Annotated in this window: 16 protein-coding genes; 5 read left to right on the plus strand and 11 right to left on the minus strand. The window is 56.0% G+C overall.

Going from position 1 to position 17152, the window contains the following annotated elements:
- Positions 1 to 5: 5 nt before the first annotated feature.
- On the minus strand, positions 6 to 674 hold the full coding sequence (gene ccmB, locus ACLPGZ_RS04230; protein WP_429640997.1) for a heme exporter protein CcmB: 669 nt from the start codon (positions 672 to 674) through the stop codon (positions 6 to 8).
- A complete protein-coding gene (gene ccmA, locus ACLPGZ_RS04235) occupies positions 668 to 1288 on the minus strand; it encodes a cytochrome c biogenesis heme-transporting ATPase CcmA (RefSeq protein WP_035271226.1) in 621 nt (206 codons plus the stop codon). Before ccmA ends, ccmB begins: the two co-directional genes overlap by 7 nt.
- Before the next feature lie 222 nt (positions 1289 to 1510).
- On the opposite strand from ccmA, the gene ACLPGZ_RS04240 reads away from it, so the two are divergent.
- A complete protein-coding gene (locus tag ACLPGZ_RS04240) occupies positions 1511 to 2047 on the plus strand; it encodes an ureidoglycolate lyase (RefSeq protein WP_035271227.1) in 537 nt (178 codons plus the stop codon).
- 45 nt (positions 2048 to 2092) lie between these two features.
- Here the strand turns inward: ACLPGZ_RS04240 and cynR are convergent, their stop codons facing one another.
- Positions 2093 to 2980 (minus strand): transcriptional regulator CynR, encoded by an 888-nt coding sequence (cynR, locus tag ACLPGZ_RS04245; protein ID WP_035271228.1) that lies wholly within the window; start codon positions 2978 to 2980, stop codon positions 2093 to 2095.
- A gap of 108 nt (positions 2981 to 3088) precedes the next feature.
- Between cynR and ACLPGZ_RS04250 the strand changes: the two genes are divergently transcribed.
- Positions 3089 to 3739 carry a carbonic anhydrase gene (locus ACLPGZ_RS04250; protein WP_035271229.1) on the plus strand — a complete coding sequence of 217 codons (651 nt, stop codon included), beginning with the start codon at positions 3089 to 3091 and terminating at the stop codon, positions 3737 to 3739.
- Between the two features lie 260 nt (positions 3740 to 3999).
- A complete protein-coding gene (locus ACLPGZ_RS04255) occupies positions 4000 to 5799 on the plus strand; it encodes an autotransporter outer membrane beta-barrel domain-containing protein (protein WP_257112990.1) in 1800 nt (599 codons plus the stop codon).
- A gap of 85 nt (positions 5800 to 5884) precedes the next feature.
- Here the strand turns inward: ACLPGZ_RS04255 and ACLPGZ_RS04260 are convergent, their stop codons facing one another.
- On the minus strand, positions 5885 to 6526 hold the full coding sequence (locus tag ACLPGZ_RS04260) for a DsbA family protein (RefSeq protein WP_257112989.1): 642 nt from the start codon (positions 6524 to 6526) through the stop codon (positions 5885 to 5887).
- 488 nt (positions 6527 to 7014) lie between these two features.
- On the opposite strand from ACLPGZ_RS04260, the gene ACLPGZ_RS04265 reads away from it, so the two are divergent.
- The gene (locus tag ACLPGZ_RS04265) at positions 7015 to 8628 is read left to right on the plus strand and encodes an ABC-F family ATP-binding cassette domain-containing protein (protein WP_257112988.1); all 1614 of its coding nucleotides are present in this window, start codon (positions 7015 to 7017) and stop codon (positions 8626 to 8628) included.
- Positions 8629 to 8833: 205 nt separating this feature from the next.
- Here ACLPGZ_RS04265 and ACLPGZ_RS04270 read toward each other — a convergent pair whose 3' ends face one another.
- The 4 genes from ACLPGZ_RS04270 to ACLPGZ_RS04285 all read right to left on the minus strand — a co-directional run bounded on the left by ACLPGZ_RS04270 (position 8834) and on the right by ACLPGZ_RS04285 (position 13447).
- A complete protein-coding gene (locus ACLPGZ_RS04270) occupies positions 8834 to 9622 on the minus strand; it encodes an aminoglycoside adenylyltransferase domain-containing protein (RefSeq protein WP_170978554.1) in 789 nt (262 codons plus the stop codon).
- Positions 9623 to 9729: 107 nt separating this feature from the next.
- Positions 9730 to 10614: an EamA family transporter gene (locus ACLPGZ_RS04275; protein WP_115634260.1), complete on the minus strand. Its 885-nt coding sequence runs from the start codon at positions 10612 to 10614 to the stop codon at positions 9730 to 9732.
- Between the two features lie 51 nt (positions 10615 to 10665).
- The gene (gene asnB, locus ACLPGZ_RS04280) at positions 10666 to 12573 is read right to left on the minus strand and encodes an asparagine synthase (glutamine-hydrolyzing) (protein ID WP_115634261.1); all 1908 of its coding nucleotides are present in this window, start codon (positions 12571 to 12573) and stop codon (positions 10666 to 10668) included.
- Positions 12574 to 12676: 103 nt separating this feature from the next.
- On the minus strand, positions 12677 to 13447 hold the full coding sequence (locus ACLPGZ_RS04285; protein ID WP_115634262.1) for a crotonase/enoyl-CoA hydratase family protein: 771 nt from the start codon (positions 13445 to 13447) through the stop codon (positions 12677 to 12679).
- Positions 13448 to 13543: 96 nt separating this feature from the next.
- On the opposite strand from ACLPGZ_RS04285, the gene ACLPGZ_RS04290 reads away from it, so the two are divergent.
- A complete protein-coding gene (locus ACLPGZ_RS04290; RefSeq protein WP_115634263.1) occupies positions 13544 to 14341 on the plus strand; it encodes an AraC family transcriptional regulator in 798 nt (265 codons plus the stop codon).
- Positions 14342 to 14485: 144 nt separating this feature from the next.
- Here the strand turns inward: ACLPGZ_RS04290 and ychF are convergent, their stop codons facing one another.
- From ychF to pth, 3 genes are all read right to left on the minus strand, one after another.
- Positions 14486 to 15577: a redox-regulated ATPase YchF gene (gene ychF, locus ACLPGZ_RS04295; protein ID WP_009461081.1), complete on the minus strand. Its 1092-nt coding sequence runs from the start codon at positions 15575 to 15577 to the stop codon at positions 14486 to 14488.
- Between the two features lie 131 nt (positions 15578 to 15708).
- On the minus strand, positions 15709 to 16530 hold the full coding sequence (locus ACLPGZ_RS04300) for a CPBP family glutamic-type intramembrane protease (RefSeq protein WP_060186287.1): 822 nt from the start codon (positions 16528 to 16530) through the stop codon (positions 15709 to 15711).
- A gap of 3 nt (positions 16531 to 16533) precedes the next feature.
- Entirely contained in the window at positions 16534 to 17130 is a 597-nt protein-coding gene (gene pth, locus ACLPGZ_RS04305) for an aminoacyl-tRNA hydrolase (protein ID WP_009461083.1), read from the minus strand.
- Positions 17131 to 17152 lie beyond the last annotated feature (22 nt).

Here is a 17152-nt window from a genome sequence, read left to right on the forward strand (position 1 = left end):
GGAATTTACTCAAGAGCAAGGCGCAACGCCGCTGCCGTAGCAGGTGGCGCAAAGAACAAAGCCAACAGTAAAAAAGCGGCCAGAACGGACAGATGCGCTTGCGCACCCAATCCGGCCTGAACCGCTTGCACCGCCCCCGCCCCGAAAACCAGCACGGGCACGTAAAAGGGCAAAATCAATAAAGCCAGCAAAACCCCTGCCGAGCGCAGGCCCAACACCAGAGCCGCGCCAATCGCCCCCAACAAGGTCAGAACGGGCAGGCCCAGCGCCAGGGACAGCATCAGCACGCCCAGGCTGGACGTAGGCAGACTGAATTGCAGCCCCAGAATCGGAGCCAGCAAAAGCAAGGGCAGGCCTGTCAAAAAGGTATGTGCCAGCACCTTGCCCAAAACCCAAAGGCTAAGCGGCAGGTGAGAAAACAGAACCTGCTCCAGTGCACCATCCTGCTCGTCCTGTTCAAACAGGCGGCTTAGCGACAGCATGGTGGCCAGCAAGGCCGACACCCACAGCACGCCAGGCGCCATCTTGGACAGCAAGGCCGCATCCGCCCCCACACCCAAGGGAAACAGGCTGCACACCACCAAAAAGAAAACCAGTGGAATCAGGACATCGCAGGGGCGACGCATCGCCAGGCGCCACTCACGCTTCATCAAGGCTAAAAAGAGACTCAACATGCCTGCCCCAAATCCAGGTGCTGCACCTTCAAATCCCAGGGCAAGGTCTGGTGGCTAGTTAGAATGACAGCGCCCTGCTTATGCAGATGCTGCGCAATCAACTCGCCCAGAAACTTCTGACCGGCGCTGTCCAGCGCAGTCAGCTGCTCGTCCAGAATCCACAAGGGGCGATTGCTCAGGGACAGGCGCACCAGAAACACGCGGCGACGTTGTCCGGCTGACAGTTGCCGTACAGGCACGCGACGGTAAGCCAGCAAACCGCCAGCCAACAACGCTTGGTCGCAAGCGTCCCGCTCTAGGGGAACGCGATCCTGCATGAGCAGGCTGTCCAGATTTTCTTGCACCGACAAACTGCTATTGAGTCCAGGCGCATGTCCGCCATACACCAGCTGCCGTCGGTAATCGCTATCGTTGCTTTGCACGGGACGGTCGTGCCAGATCAGTTGGCCTTCGTCGGCCTGGGCGATATTGGCCAGGATACGCAACAAGCTGGTTTTGCCGCTGCCATTGGGCCCACTGACCAAACAACATTGGCCAGCTTCAAGCCTTAGGCTCAGCTCGGAGAACACACGACGCTGGCCCCGTCTACAGGTCAGCGAAACAGCTTGAAGCACAGCAACCCCTTGTCAAGAAAGCAAACAGAGCGAAGCCGCCCCTGAAAAAAGGCGGCTTGCTTAGCTCGCTAAGTAAAGACGAGCCCTCTTCAAGACAGGGGATGTTTTACTTAGTTCCACAATACCCACGAGAAACTCAAGCTTATTGATCTAGGCCAATCCGGGTTCAAGGCTGCATTCTTGATAAGATGCTGCCTTAGTACTTTCTTTGAGCAATAAACCATGAGCACCCCAATCACCCTGACTCCCCAGCCCCTCAGCCCCGAGGCTTTTGCTCCTTATGGCTGGATGTTGGGTAAAGGTCTGGCCACGGCGCCGGCGACGGCCGCCTTCAGCAATGCCGCCACTGACTTCTGGCACGAACATGCGTTTGACACAGGTCCAAGCGGTCAGACCGAAGTGCTATGGGTGAATTACCGCATTCAAGACCCCAACATCACGACCCTGGAAAACCACCTGCTGACGCAACAGGCACTGATCCCGCTGACTGGCGAAGTAGTCCATATCGTGGCCGAAAGCAAAGCCGAAGGCGGCCCGGATCTGTCCACCCTGAAAGCCTTCCGTATCCCTCAAGGACAAGGTGTGTGCATGCGACCCGGTTGCTGGCACAGCAGTCGGGTTGCTGGGGGTGAAGTGGCCTGTCTGATGTTGACGCGCATCTCTACCACGGTAGATCTAGTCGCCCATTTGAACGAGGGCAAACCCGCCACGGAAAGCGAGCTGCGCCCTCTGGAACAAAGTGTGGTGGTGACGCTATAAGGTGCCCGCAGCAGAGGGGGACCATCGCTCTGCCCGACACTCGCATCAAAACGTCGATGCCGCGCCGTATTTCAGCGCCAGCTCAATAAAGGCGCGCATTGCAGCAGATTGATAGGCGCCCTTGCGCTGCATCAAAATGGCCCGCCGTTGCGGCGGGGCCGGGTCCAGACTCACAGCCACCAAATACTCGCTATTGCCGGCAATAGCGGCAGGCAACAAGGTCGCCAGACCCGTGCGCCGAACCACCTCGATCACGGCATTGAGCGAATTCGACTCCATCGATACGTTCAAATCCAGATCATGCTGACGACAATGGCGTTCGATCTGCCCACGCGTGGCAAACTCGGGCGTCAGCAAAACCAAAGACTCACGCATCAGCGTGTCCCTATCGATGCTGCGGCGCTCGGCCAAGGGGTGCGTGCGGCTCATCACCAACGCCAGCGTCTCCACCAGTAAAGGCTGAAACTCCACGGCAGCCGAAGTCGGCTTTTCAAAAGCGATACCAATATCCAGCTCGTCTTCGACCAATTGCGTTTCCACGCGCTCCTGCAGCATTTCCTGCACCACCAGGCGCACATTGGGATAGCGGCGGTAAAAGGCCTCTACCAGAGGGCCAATCAAATAAGACGTAAAGGTAGGCGCCACCGCCACTCGCAAGGAGCCTCGACTCAAATCGCTGACGTCATGCAAGGCCCGCCGCCCCTCTTCCAGATCCTGCAAGGCTTGCCGGGCATAGCGCAAGTAGACCTCGCCCGCATCCGTCAAACGCACAAGACGTCCGGTGCGATCAAACAGTTGTGCGCCCAGATGTTCTTCCAGCTGGCGTACCTGCTGAGACAAGGCCGGTTGAGACACGTGCAAGGCGCGTGCGGCGCGGGTAAAGCTTTGATACTGGGCAACCGCCAGAAAATAATTAAGATGGCGCAAAAGCATAAGGGACCCTTCTATAAGCAAACCCAATGCAAAGCATCAGAAATCGGTATTTTACCTTATGACCCTGAAGGGTTAATCTTCTATCCAAGCCGAACTACAAGGACAAGGATGAAAGACATTATCGACGGTTTCCTGAAATTCCAACGGGAAGCCTATCCCAAGCGCGCCAAGCTCTTCAAAAATCTGGCCACACAACAAAACCCCCGCGCTTTGTTTATCTCTTGCTCCGATAGCCGTCTGGTCCCCGAGCTGGTAACACAACGTGAACCCGGCGATCTGTTCGTGATTCGTAACGCTGGCAACATCGTTCCCTCCTACGGCCCGGAACCCGGTGGTGTGACCGCCTCCGTGGAATACGCCGTGTCCGCCCTGCGTGTATCCGACGTCGTGATTTGTGGACACTCGGATTGTGGTGCCATGACCGCCATTGCCTCCTGTCAGTGCCTGGACCATATGCCCGCTGTAGAACACTGGCTACGCTACGCCGACTCGGCCCGCCTGGTGAACGAAGCCCGCACCCACGCCAACGAGCAAGAACGAATTTCTTCCATGGTGCGTGAAAACGTGGTGGCCCAACTGGCCAATATCCAGACTCACCCTTCCGTGCGTCTGGCCATGTCCGAAGGCCGCTTGACCCTGCACGGCTGGGTCTACGACATTGAGTCGGGCACGATCGACGCTTACGACGGTGGCAGCATGAAATTTGTGCCTCTGGCTGACAACCCGAATGTGTGTGTTGCTCCCTTGGTACGCCGATAAGTTCCTCCCGGACAGAACAAAAAACGCCATGCATTTGCATGGCGTTTTTTTTGCTACCTGCCTACGTTTATCCCGCCCTCAAAAACCTGTGCCTGTCTGTGTCAGGAATAAACGCCTCCCTACTATGATGGTCCTGATCCGATGATCTTTTCATCCCTCTATTCCATCCGAGTAGCGCGTTCATCTTGAACATCACGATATAACAAGCAAAGCGCTGTTCAGAACATGCCGCTCGGAGACTCTTTTTTAATGGCTGAACAATGAAAAAAACATGTCTTGCCCTGGCCTTGATGGCCTTGCATGCCGGGACACAGGCACAAGGCTTCTCCAACACCTACTTTATCGGCGACAGCCTGACTGACAGTGGGCAGTTCGGCTCGCGCTTTACCACCAATCCTGGCCAGGTCTGGTCCCAGGTACTGGCTCAGAAACTGGGAACCGACGCGGCCCCTAGCAGCCAAGGTGGTAACAACTATGCCGTCGGCGGAGCCCGCGTGGCTGTCGATGAGCTGCTGGATCCTAGCAAGCCTCCCAGCCCCACTAATCCCCCTTTGCCCGCCATGACCACGCAGACCGCTCAACTGCTGGCCATGCACAATGGACGCTTGGACGGACAGGCCCTGTACACCGTCTGGGGTGGCGCAAATGACTTGTTTGCCGCCGTAAAAGATCCGTTCAATATGTCCCAAATCGTGGCTGATTCCGTAGGCAGTCAAACCGCCTTGATCAACACGCTATCGCAAGCGGGCGCTCGCTACATTCTGGTCCCCAACATTCCTGATCTGGGCATGACTCCAGAGTTCGCCGGCTCCCCTATCAGCGCGGGTATCGCCACCTTGCTCAGTGACAGCTACAACCAGGCGTTTACCCAGCAGCTCAGTTCCAGCTCTGCCAATATCATTCCCTTGAACGTCTCGGCACTCTTGCATGAAGTGGCTACCGACCCGCAGGCCTACGGCTTCAGCAACGTCAATACAGCAGCTTGCGGCAGTGTGTCCTCTCGCCTGTGTACGCCTGCCGATCTGGTGGCTCCTGGTGCAGACCAGAACTATCTATTTGCTGATGGTGTCCACCCCACGTCAGGCGGCCATGCTGTTATTGCCGACTATGCCCACGCTGTCGTCAGCGCCCCCAGTCAGGTAGCCATGCTGGCCTCCGCAGCCAATACCGCCGGGCAGATGCAAATGCAGCACATTGACCGTCGTCTGCAAACGGTCAGTTCGTCACAAGACAGGGATCTGGCAGTCTGGTTCCAGGGAGAGGCCATCACGCGCAATGGCAGCAGTGCGAACTCACGTCTGGATGGCACGCAGGCAGCCTGGAAGCTGGGTTTGGATAAGCGTCTGGCTGATTGGACGGTCGGTGCCTACCTGTCTTACGACAATCTGGATGGCGATACGGACGAAAAAGGCACTTATAGCCAGAAGCGTCAGTCCGCTGGTCTGTACGGCCGCTGGCAGGCCGAGAATCTATGGGTGAACGCCCAGCTTTTCTACAGCGATCTGGACAATAAAACCCGCCGTCATATCCGTCTGGGTGCCGCCACGCGCGAGCACCAGGCCAAAGCAGGTGGCAGCCAATACGGCGGCAAGATCAGCACGGGTTACGACTGGCAGGCCGGTGCCGTCACCCATGGCCCGTTGTTAAGCCTGAGCATGCAGAAGTCCAAGATCAAGGCTCTGTCGGAAGATGGCCGAGGTTTGTCTACCTCCATGGGTTTTGATGCTCAGGACCAGACTTCGGTACAAAGCAGCCTCGGTTACCAGATCAATGTTGCTGTCAGCAATCAGTGGGCCGTTTATGCCTCCGCACAGTGGCTGCATGAATTCAGGAAACCGGCAGAGCTGCTGGGCGCACGCTTGCAGGACGGCGTCTACAACCACCACCACTTTTATCTGCCTACGGATCAGGAGCGCGTGCGTGACACAGGCCTGTTGGAATTGGGTGCGACGGGTCAGCTAAGCAATAACTGGACGCTGGGAGCCGGTGTCAGCACCCAGGTTGGTAAAGGCACCAGCGCTCAAACAGCCTTGTACCTGAATACGGCTTACCGCTTCTAAGTCGGCAAGTCTTCACAACTATTGCGGCATCCTGGCCTGGCCAGGATGCCGCAATTTCAATCTGCTTTACGTACCGATCTGCTGATCAGCCCAACAAGGAATCCAGGGTCTGATTCAGCGTTTCCAAAGGAGTACCAACCGCCGGTAGCTTTGTCACTTTTCGACCATCCACAAACAGCAAGGTCGGATAGGATTGCGCGCCCAAAGCCCGTGCCAAGGCAAAATCAGCCAAGGCTTGTTCCCGGCCTGAACCGTCAGTCAAACGGCGTCGCACAGCATCTACATCCAGGCCATTGGCAGCAGCGATTCCCAGGCAGACCTCCTGATCAGACAAGCTGCGTCCGTTCAAGTAGAAAGCCTGCTGCAACTCGTGCACCCAATGAATGGCCTGCTCCGGATCTTGCGCTCGCAGCACCGCCAAGGCCGTGGCCGCTTCCAGTGAATCCATGACAGTCGAGCCCTCCTCTGCCAAGGCTTTATAAGCAGCCCCAAACGTCGCCCCCGTCATTTGCGCGATGCGCTCGTTGGATTCGGAAATATAAGGGTAGCGGGACATGGGCGCAGCCCGGTCACCCACGAACAAGCCACCCGAGATAGCAGTAAAAGGAATGCGGTGCTTATTGGCCGCCTCGAACTCGACCATGCGTTCGGCAAAGCCCCAGCACCAACCGCAATACACATCCTGCACATACACAATCGAACGAGCGGGTAAATTGAATGTGTTCATGACATTCCTTCAAAATGGTGTGGCTTCCCGGAATGGGAGAGAAACGGCACTCCTGATCCTAGCCCCCAGACATGAAATGACACAGAGGATAAAAAGACGAGGACTCCACTTTATTGAATAAACGTCAGGAAATAAACTTCATTTCCTGACAGGTGGCAGCCTCTCGCGGCTCAATATTTCAAGCGGCCTGCAGCAGCACAGGCCTCACCGCGCTGAAGCTTGTAAAACAAGATCCCAAAACTGTGAGACAAGCCCAGGCTTCTGAGCCCAAACCCGCTCCTGTGTTGGAATCACACGACCTTCATGGCTCCCTTGAGAGCCCGACCGGCTTTACCTTCCCGGCACAATGCTTTTATAGTGTGGCTTCGATTCATTTCCCGTGAGGTATTCGTCCAATGCGCCACTAATGCCGCCGTCTCTTTGACGGCCAGTCTCCACCAGCCCCCACAACGCAGGGGGAGTTCTTGGCATTAATGGAAGCATTACGCATGACGAATCCTTATCTGACGCTGGAAAGCGTGTCCTATACCTTGCCGCAAGGCAAGACCCTGTTTTCCCAACTGAACGAAACCTTCGACTCGCGGCGCACTGGCCTTGTCGGACGCAACGGTGTGGGCAAAACCATTCTGGCTCAAATCCTGGCCGGAGAAATTCAGCCTGGCAGCGGCCGTTGCCTGCGCTCGGGAAAAGTGCATTATCTGGCGCAGCAAGTGGCTTCTGTCAGCGGCTTGCGCGTCGCCGATCTGGCGGGCGTAGGACCGGCACTGGACGCCCTTGCCCGGATTGAATCCGGCAGTAGCGCCGTAGAAGACTTCAATCTGATCGAAGACCGTTGGGATATTCGACAGCAATTGCAGGAAGCGCTGGAGCGCAATGGCCTGGGTCATCTGACTGCCGAGACGCCTGCCGAAACATTAAGCGGCGGCCAGGCCATGCGGGTGTCGCTAATCAATGCCTTGCTGTCTCAGGCCGATTTCCTGATTCTGGATGAACCCAGCAACCACCTGGATCGCGACAACCGGCTTGCGCTGATTGAGCAGCTACGACACTGGCCCCATGGCCTGCTGGTCATCAGCCATGATCGCCAACTACTGGACACGATGGAGCACATTGTGGAGCTGTCTTCCCTGGGGCTACGTAGCTATGGCGGCAATTACAGCCACTACGCCGAGCAGAAAGCCTTGGAGCAGCAAAGCGCCATGGACCAGCTTGAGCACCGCAAGCTGGAGCGTCAGCGCGCAGAAAGCACCATGCAAGAGCAGCGTCAACGTCAGGAGCGTAGACAGGCACGTGGCAATCAACAGGGCAAGCAGGCCAATCAGGCCAAAATCCTGCTGGACAGGCAAAAGGGCCGCAGTGAAGCCACCACCGGCAAACTGCGTCAACAACACGTGACGGCTCAAAAGCAGTTAGCGCAACGCGTGCAGGAAGCGGCCGAGTTGATCGAACAGGACAGCGCCATCAATCTGCATGCCCTGCCCTTGGTGCCGCTAAGCCGCCAACGCGTTGTGGAGCTGGATGAAGTAAAGCTCCCTTTTGCCCCGGTAGACCAAACCCCAATCTCGATGCTACTAAGCGGCCAGCAACGGATAGGTGTCATAGGCCCGAACGGATGCGGGAAATCCACGCTACTCAAGGTCATTGCAGGCCAATTGGCACCCGTTTCAGGCCACTGCAAAGTAGTGCCACAACATGTTTATCTGGATCAGGGCTTGGCCGATCTGGATCCACAGCAAACCGTGCTGGAGCAGATACAGGCCGTCAACCGCAAAAGCAGCGAAGGCGACTTGCGCATGCGTCTGGCACAACTGGGACTGGACGCCCAAAAAGTCACCGGCCCCAGCGCTGCCTTGAGCGGTGGCGAACGCCTGAAAGCCGCCCTGGCCTGCGTGCTGTACGCGGATCCTCCGCCACAACTGCTGCTTCTGGATGAACCCAGCAACCATTTGGATCTGCCTTCAACCTTGGCCCTGGAAACCATGTTGAGCAGCTACCAGGGCACGCTGATGGTGGTCTCGCACGACGATGCCTTCATGAACAATCTTGGGCTGACGGAACGGCTGGAATTTAGTGAAGAAGGCTGGAAATTACGGCCTTGGTAGCGGAGCAAAAACATAAGTGACTCGCCCCCGCTATCTTGACTGCAAACACTGATGGCGGTGGATCCGAGATCCGAATTCCGGAGCAATTGCCCACTAATAACAAGGTTTTGAAGCTGCTGCGCTTAATGAATTGAACTATCACTTCAAATTCACTGTCTTTACGCGAAAAACCTGACGCTTTCCAAAGCATCGAAGCTGCATGATTTTAGATGCACTCGTACAAAGTCTGCCTAAGGTTCCCAAGTAGTTCCCTTGCCAAACGCTCTGCTTCCTCACCCCTCGTATCCCAACGATCAACCACCTCACCGACATACGCCAGACGCGCATATTCCAAGGTCTTTGCCAGCTCCGCGGACAGCCTGGGAATAGCCCACTCTGCTGCCTGCTCTTTAGTCACAAAATCCCCATGAACACCTGTTCGCCACATGCGCGCCAAGGTCAGCAGAACATTGCGCTCGTCTCCACGCAGCCCTTCATGCAAGGGATCTACACCATCCCGCATTGCCTGGCGTATATGCTCGATCGGTGTAGCCGGAACATCTGCCAGCACATCGCTCCCCCATAACAACTGCGCCTGCTGGCGGGCCTGGGCCAAGAGCAAGGTATATTCCGGGTCAGCAGAGGCGTCGGACAAGTAGCCCTCCTTGAAGGCATCCCGCAGCCATTCACCGTAAATAAACTCCACCTTGGCCGGATGAACATTGCGTTGAAGATCTGCCAGACGACACACCACCAGCTCGATACAACGCGGACCACCAGGCGTGGCCGGATGAGGGGCTGAAACAGACAATAAAGCTGCAATCAGATCCTGACGCTGTTCATCTGACAGGGGAGCATCAACCACCGCCAATATATCCAGATCGCTATGTGGCCGGAGCCCTCCGGCCACAGCGGAACCGTGCAGATAAAGAGCTTGCACATTAGGGGTCAAGATTTTTTGTACGAGTTCCAAGGTAGCGCGCAACTGGTTGTTTGGATTTTCTGAATCCAGCATTCAACAAAGTCTCTTCAAAAACAGGATTAGCGACATAAGACAGCCATCAAGGTTGGTGGCCCCTTCCTGCCATGCACCCTCACAAACCCCGACTGCCCGTCAAACTCTTAGCGCGTCGCTGGATACGAAACCGGACGCACTGGCCCTTTATAAAGCCCAAAGGCCAGACCCGCAATAATCGCGCTGATCGACAAGGCCTCAACAAAACTTACTTGCTCGCCCAATATCAGCATGGAACTGCCCAAACCAAACACCGGAATCAGCAAGGACAAGGGGGCTACCGTGGACACCGGATACAGCTTGAGCAAGGAATTCCAGCCCCAGTAAGAAAAGTGCGTAGCCAGATAAACCTGAAACAGAATCGACATGACCGACATCAGGTTGATCGCCTCTGGCAGAGTCGTGAAGGGTTCGGCCCCGTGCAGCCAGTACGAAACCAGAAAAAGTGGAATAGGTGGAAACAGGCTGGCCCACACCATGAACGAGAAAATCTCCTTCACACCGGACAGTTTGATGATCACATTCCCGATACTCCAGGACACGGCACTCAACACAACCAGCACCAGCCCGAAGGTGGCATCCCCACCACCCTGAGACAAGATAATGCCCACCAGGCCCACAAACGCGATCAAGGCTCCCAGCAGTTGCGTCGCTCGCAAGCGTTCCTTGAACAGCAAAGCGCCCCAGCCCATCGTAAAGAAGGCACTAAGCTGAATCAGCAGCGAGGCCACGCCCGGATGGACACCCACCTGAATGCCATAGTTGATAATCCCCCACATGCCCAGGCCAAAAATAAAGCCATAAATCACCACATAGCGAAACGGGATATTGGGTCTGGGAATGAAGAACACCAGCGGCAAGGCCGCCAGAGTAAAACGTATCCCCGTAAGCAGAAAAGGCTCCATGGAAAGCAAGCCCAGCTTGGTGATCGGGAAATTCACTCCCCAAACCAGAGTGACCAAAATGGCAAGAATCAGGTGTTTTTTTTGCATGTCCGACAGCTCCAGACGAGGCCGGGGGGTCAATTCCCCCGGCCTGCTCCACTAGTTGATTGAAAACCGCTTCTGCATCAGGCAAAGCCCCGCGATTTCCATCAACAAGTGATCAGCAGACAAGCGCTGCTCACTAGAAAGCGTGGGGATTTTCTTCAGGAAATTTCTGACTCGACCGGCATCGAAAAAGGGCACCCGATTCAAGAGATCGCTATGAAGGGTGTCACTGACAAACTGATGCAGCCGCGACTGAGGTGCCAGACTGGCTGGCGGCGCACGGAAGTACTGTTTTTTGCGCTCGTAGATTTCAGCAGGCAGGTAAGGCCGCATTGCTTCACGCAAGGCGTACTTCTCCGTTTTGCCGCGTACTTTCATGGGAATGGACAGGTTGCACGCATACTCCACGACACGGTGATCCAGCAGCGGAGGACGTCCCTCCAGACTGCCTGCCATCTCCATGCGGTCACCCAGCGACGTCAGCACCAGATTGGGCAAACTGGATTTGGCCACCATATACAGGGCCCGATTCACAGGCGACCAGGACGCAAAGGAATGCGGCTTGAGGCGGTTATAGAACTGGCCATAGGGATCGCGATACGCATTTCTGTCCATAAAGCCCGTGCTGTACAGGCTGGCCAAAGGATCAAAAATTCCGGCCTGCCCATCCAGCCAGGAGACTTTGTGTCCCAACTCGCGATTCACCCAGGCCGTCCCTACTTCCTGACTATCCAGATAACGGCCAGAACCTGCCCCCATCTGCTGCAACAACTCGGACACTACGGTCTGGTCCTGCCCCTGGTTGTCGTACAACAGCATGTCACGGCGGCTATGGGGATAACCGGCAAACACCTCGTCTGCCCCTTCGCCGGTAATAACGGCTCGCATCCCATTGCTCTGTACAAATTTGCACAATAGGTACTTGCCTACGCTATGAGCATTGGTGAAGGGCACTTCAGCGTGCCAGAGAGCATGTTCGTAATTGTCTGCAAGGTCATTGGAGCTGACGCTAAGCACATTCATGTGTGCTTGGTTATGCCGGGCAGCAATCTCGGCAAAATGGCGCTCGTCGTAACCCTCTTCACCCTCAAAAGACAGGTGAAATGCTTGCAGCTGCTGACCTTGCAATTGCGTGCACATGCCCAGCATGGCTGAAGAGTCCAGGCCACCACTCAGGCAAACCCCAATTGGTACATCCGCATGCAGACGCAGTTTGACCGACTCCTCGACCACTGCGCGCAGCCCCTCAATCTGCTCTTGTTCAGAGCGCGCTTCCAGAGTCTGGCCTGAATCCGGAAAGCTCCAATCCCAATAGCTCTCGGTCTGAACGCCGCTTTGATCCACGATCAGCCAAGAGCCTGGTCGCACGCTGCGGATCTTCTGGAACACGGTACGATCGCGCAAAATGAAATAGCGATTCGCGTACGAATCCTCATCCCACTGAGCCGGCACACCAGCTGCCAGCAAGGCTTTGATCTCGGAGCCGAAGTACCATCGGCCATTATGCTCGGCGTAGTACAGGGGCTTGACCCCGATCCGGTCCCGGATCGCAATCAGTTGGCGACGTGCACGGTCATACAACAGAATCGAGAACTCGCCGCGCAGCTCTTTAAGCGCACGCACACCATGTCGCCGGTACAAATGCAGTGCAATTTCACTGTCTGACGATGTTTTAAAGCGGCAACCACTGTCTTCCAGTTCTTTGCGAATGCGTTTGTAGTCATAAAACTCGCCATTCACCATCAGAACCAGATCACCCTCGTCCGCGACAATAGGCTGGGTGCCATTTCCCAGGCCCACCAAACCCAGTCGCACATAACCAAAACCCACTTGCCCCATGGGGTCAAACCAGGTGCTGGAGCTATCGGGCCCGCGATGGTGAATTTCGCGCAAAGCCTGATCAAACATATTTCGGGGCAAGTCCGTAGGGACTGCAGAGAACACACCGACATAACCACACATACAGCTCTCCCTTACTGCTCATTTGTTTTTGATGCCAAGTCACAGCGCCATCGCTTGATTGGCGATTTAATTGAGAAACTTCTGCTTCTTGCTGATGCCGGGCTTAGCTCACCTTGTTCTTTTTCTTGTCCAGAAAATCTGCCAGCCTGGCACTGGTTTCCGGATCAGACTGAACCACGGCGGCAATCAAGGCCTCGGTCAGCAAACCGTCTTGCTGGCTTTGATCCGTGATACGCGGCAGCACATGAGTAATGGCGTAATTGGTCATGGGCAGATTGGAGGCAATCGTCCTGGCCAGCTCCTTGGCTTTGGCCAGGGCCTCGCCTTCGGGCGTCAGATACTGGGCAATACCTTTGGTGATGCTCTCCTCGGCATAAACGCTACGGCCTGTCAGCATCATGTCCGTCATCAGGCTCAAGCCCGCCAGACGAGGCAGGCGCACGGAGCCACCTACCCCCACGTAAAGACCACGCATGCCTTCAGGCAAAGAGAAAAAGGCAGTCTCATCGACCACTCGGATATGGCATGCCGTGGCAATTTCCAGTCCACCACCAATTGCCGCGCCCGACATGGCCGCCACGACGGGGACCTTGCCGTACTGAATCAGCTCGAAGGTCTCGTGCCACTCACGGAAGAAATGCACACAATCAATCACCGACTGATTGCGCACTTCACCCAGATCCAGGCCCGCACAAAAATGCTTGCTGGTGCTGTAGAGAACAGCTGCCCCAATGTCGCTGCCTATCGTGGAAAAAACACGACGCAATTCATGCATCACCGCCAAGGACATGGCATTGCGCTTTTCTGGCCGGTTCAAACCCACCAGCAGCACCGCACCTTCCTGCTGCACCGTTAAATACTCAAAATCGTCCATTCCCTCTTATCCCCAAGTAATTAATGTTTGCTGATCTTATGGGGACTGCCGGATTCCCACCTTTAAAAGTGGGTCAGTTTTTGGCAAAATTGGGCCATGAGCATTTCCGTGAATGACTACCCTCTGGAAAACTCGAACTGGGATGTGGAAGTCAGCCTGCGTGCCTTCACATCAGGGTCGATCTTTCCCAAGCACGTGCACCAGTGCGGACAGCTTGCCTATGCCGCATCGGGGGTTTTGTCGATGTTCACGGAAAAGGGAAACTGGGTCGTGCCCAGCAAAAGGGCACTGTGGGTGCCGCCGGGCGTGGCGCATGAAATGCATATGCGTGGCGATGTCACGATGGTGAATACTTATCTGACACGACAGGCAATCGAACAGGCGCAACTGCCTGACGACTGCCAGGTGTTCGGCGTCTCGCCCTTGCTGCGGCATCTGTTCAGCGCGGCCATGGAACTACCTGCCGAACGGCCGGATTGCGAACGTACTCATCACGTCATTGGTCTACTGGTAGAAGAAATCCGGCTGATGCCCAGGCTGGGCCTGAGTGCCCCCCTGCCCTCTGACAGCAGACTCGGGGCCGCCTGTCAGCGCTTTCTGGATAATCCCACCCAGAATATCTCTACTGATGAGATGGCCGCCTGGGCCATGCTAAGCCGCCGCACCTTCACCCGTCGCTTCAAGGAGCATATGGGCATGACGTACCTGGCCTGGCGACAGCAAATGTGCCTGCTGGTGTCGATTACTCGTTTGGGAAATGGAGAGCCGGTCACCCGAGTGGCCTCGGATCTGGGCTTTAGCAGCCCCAGCGCATTTTCTACTATTTTTCGTCGCGCTTTGGGGCAACCGCCTAGCCAGTATCTGGCGACGAGCAGGGAAGTGCCGGTTTATTAAGTCTAACGCTCGCTTTTCATTAGCTTAATTTTCTGGCTTTTTTTATAACCTTTAAGAGCAACGTCACGCGTCATAAAAAAACAGGCCTTTGGAATATCCAAAGGCCTGCTATTTACTCTGCACGTCAAAAGACGCTCTAGGGTATTAGACGTTGAACAAGAAGTTCAGCACGTCACCATCTTTCACAACGTATTCCTTGCCTTCAGCGCGCATCTTGCCGGCTTCCTTGGCACCTTGTTCGCCCTTGCAGGCTACGAAGTCGTCAAAGGCGATGGTCTGTGCACGGATGAAGCCGCGCTCAAAGTCGGTGTGGATCACGCCTGCAGCTTGGGGGGCGGTATCGCCCACGCGGATGGTCCAGGCGCGGACTTCTTTAACACCTGCAGTGAAGTAAGTTTGCAGGCCCAGCAGGCTGTAGGCAGCGCGGATAACGCGGTTCAGGCCGGGCTCTTCCATGCCCAGGTCGGACAGGAACTCGATCTTGTCGGCGTCGTCCAGTTCAGCGATTTCAGCTTCTACGGCAGCACATACAGCGACAACAGGAGCGCCATCAGCGGCAGCATAGTTCTGCACGGCTTCCAGGTGTGGGTTGTTGGTGAAACCGTCTTCTTTCACGTTGGCCACGTACATGGTGGGCTTGGCGGTGATGAAGCCGTAGGATTTGATCTGGTGCAGTTCGTCTTCGTCCAGCTTCAGCGAACGCACGGACTTGCCTTCTCCCAGTGCTTTCTCGATACGCTCCAGCAGGGCTACCAGCTTGGCAGCGTCTTTATCACCCGAGCGAGCCAGTTTCTGGTTACGGTGCACGGCTTTTTCAACCACGCCCAAGTCGGCCAGCGCCAGCTCGGTGTTGATGATTTCGATGTCAGCCAAGGGGTCAACCTTACCGGCAACGTGAATGACGTTGTCATCGGCAAAGCAGCGCACCACGTGCACGGTGGCGTCGGTTTCGCGGATGTTGGCCAGGAACTGGTTACCCAGGCCTTCGCCCTTGGAAGCACCGGCGACCAGACCAGCGATGTCTACAAATTCCACCACGGCAGGCAAAATGCGCTCGGGGTTCACGATCTTGGCCAGATCTTGCAAACGCTGGTCAGGAACTTCGACCACACCGACGTTCGGTTCGATGGTGCAGAAGGGGTAGTTTTCAGCCGCAATGCCGGCTTTGGTCAGAGCGTTGAACAGAGTGGATTTACCAACGTTGGGCAAGCCAACGATGCCGCATTGCAGTGCCATGAGTATCCTGAAAATCAAAGAGTTATATAAACGATGCGCTATTGTAGCGCCCTTGGGCGCTACAGAGCCTGCAGACAGATCAGAACAGTCGTGCCGGGGACACAGGATAGCGCCTTGAGACGCGGGCTTGTCTAGACTGGAATGCCGTCAAACAGCTTGAGCAGGCCAATAATCAGCAAGACCGGGCCACCATTGAAGATGGCATGCAGCACGATCGATGCACCAATGCCTCGACGCACTCGCAACCAGGCCAGTACCAACCCTGTCAAACATTGGGGCAGCACCAGCATGGGCAGCAAATACCAGCTCATACTGTTGAGCTGGAAGTTATACAAATGCAGCGCTCCAAAGGCCAGCGTTGCACCATAAAACACCCAGGGAAAGAAACGCCAATAGCGTCGCATGGATGAAAAGCGCCATGCCCTTCCCTGCAAGGCACCCACCAGCTTGCGCCACCAGCTACTGCCTGCGGGCAAGGCTTGGCGTGGCATGCCGGTATAACGGCTAATCCAGACAGCCAGGCACAAGACCAGCAAGCCTTGTATCAACCACCAGCCTGGTCCCTGAAACATCAGGAACACCGCCAGCGGAACAACCGTCAGCCATTGTGACGGCCGTCTCAGCACGAAACGAAAGACCAGCTCTTCCACAATGGGTGCCCAGATAATGGCTTGCACCCAGGGAATACGCGTCGGGTCCAGGCGATGCTGCGCACCGCCCACACCTGCTACCGATACTGCGATCGGCCCCAGCACCAGCGCATTGATCAGCCAAAGCATGCCCGCCCATTGCAGCAGACGCTTCCAGGGCAAGGGAGCAAACCAGTCCAGATACCAGCCGTCACCCTGGACTCTGCCAGGCAAACGCCGGGCGCTGCGAGGGTGACGCAGAAAATAAAAGAAATCTTTAAGCTCGTCCCGGAAACGCATCTGGCTGCTTGGCGCTGGCTTCATGTATCAAGCCTTCTGGGGCGCGTAAAGCTGGCGGGTCGCCTGCTCAAAGTCGCCACGCAGCAAAGCAGGCATCATGACGCGGCAACGGTTCATACCGTCCTCGATCTCGCGCAGCTCTTCATTGCGAGGGGTATGCAGTACAAAGTTCACCACTTGCTGGGCCAGGCCCAAGGTGCGAGGGTGACCAATGCCCAGGCGCAAGCGCCAGAAATCCGGTGTCCCAAAGGCGGACTGGATGTCGCGCAGGCCGTTATGCCCAGCGTGTCCCCCCCCTTTTTTCATCTTCACCTGACCGGGCAGCAAATCCAGTTCGTCATGCAGGACCAGCACCTGTTCGGGTTTGAGCTTGTAGAAACGCATCAAGGCACCGGCGGCTTGCCCGGACTTGTTCATGAAGGTAATGGGTTTGGCGATGATGACGTTTTCACCTTCAAAACGCGCTTTGGCCACCCAGGAGAAAAAGGATTTTTCCAGGTTGAACGTTGCATGCAGATCATCAGCCAACTGGTCTGCCAACCAAAAGCCCGCATTGTGCCGGGTGGTTTCGTACTCAGGGCCAGGATTACCCAGGCCAACAATCAAACGGATAGGCTCAGACATGAATGTTTTCGCAGAAAGCGCC

Origin of the sequence: Alcaligenes sp. Me129 (assembly GCF_050487245.1) — a bacterium.
Classification (GTDB): Bacteria; Pseudomonadota; Gammaproteobacteria; order Burkholderiales; family Burkholderiaceae_B; genus Alcaligenes; species Alcaligenes phenolicus.

Coding starts and splice junctions, on each gene's coding strand:
- ACLPGZ_RS04265 (WP_257112988.1), top strand. CDS start 7,015: ATGACGAATCCTTATCTGACGCTGGAAAGCGTGTCCTATACCTTGCCG.
- ACLPGZ_RS04240 (WP_035271227.1), top strand. CDS start 1,511: ATGAGCACCCCAATCACCCTGACTCCCCAGCCCCTCAGCCCCGAGGCT.
- cynR (WP_035271228.1), bottom strand. CDS start 2,980: ATGCTTTTGCGCCATCTTAATTATTTTCTGGCGGTTGCCCAGTATCAA.
- ACLPGZ_RS04285 (WP_115634262.1), bottom strand. CDS start 13,447: ATGGACGATTTTGAGTATTTAACGGTGCAGCAGGAAGGTGCGGTGCTG.
- asnB (WP_115634261.1), bottom strand. CDS start 12,573: ATGTGTGGTTATGTCGGTGTGTTCTCTGCAGTCCCTACGGACTTGCCC.
- ACLPGZ_RS04260 (WP_257112989.1), bottom strand. CDS start 6,526: ATGAACACATTCAATTTACCCGCTCGTTCGATTGTGTATGTGCAGGAT.
- ACLPGZ_RS04290 (WP_115634263.1), top strand. CDS start 13,544: ATGAGCATTTCCGTGAATGACTACCCTCTGGAAAACTCGAACTGGGAT.
- ACLPGZ_RS04250 (WP_035271229.1), top strand. CDS start 3,089: ATGAAAGACATTATCGACGGTTTCCTGAAATTCCAACGGGAAGCCTAT.
- pth (WP_009461083.1), bottom strand. CDS start 17,130: ATGTCTGAGCCTATCCGTTTGATTGTTGGCCTGGGTAATCCTGGCCCT.
- ACLPGZ_RS04275 (WP_115634260.1), bottom strand. CDS start 10,614: ATGCAAAAAAAACACCTGATTCTTGCCATTTTGGTCACTCTGGTTTGG.
- ACLPGZ_RS04300 (WP_060186287.1), bottom strand. CDS start 16,530: ATGAAGCCAGCGCCAAGCAGCCAGATGCGTTTCCGGGACGAGCTTAAA.
- ychF (WP_009461081.1), bottom strand. CDS start 15,577: ATGGCACTGCAATGCGGCATCGTTGGCTTGCCCAACGTTGGTAAATCC.
- ACLPGZ_RS04270 (WP_170978554.1), bottom strand. CDS start 9,622: ATGCTGGATTCAGAAAATCCAAACAACCAGTTGCGCGCTACCTTGGAA.
- ccmB (WP_429640997.1), bottom strand. CDS start 674: ATGTTGAGTCTCTTTTTAGCCTTGATGAAGCGTGAGTGGCGCCTGGCG.
- ACLPGZ_RS04255 (WP_257112990.1), top strand. CDS start 4,000: ATGAAAAAAACATGTCTTGCCCTGGCCTTGATGGCCTTGCATGCCGGG.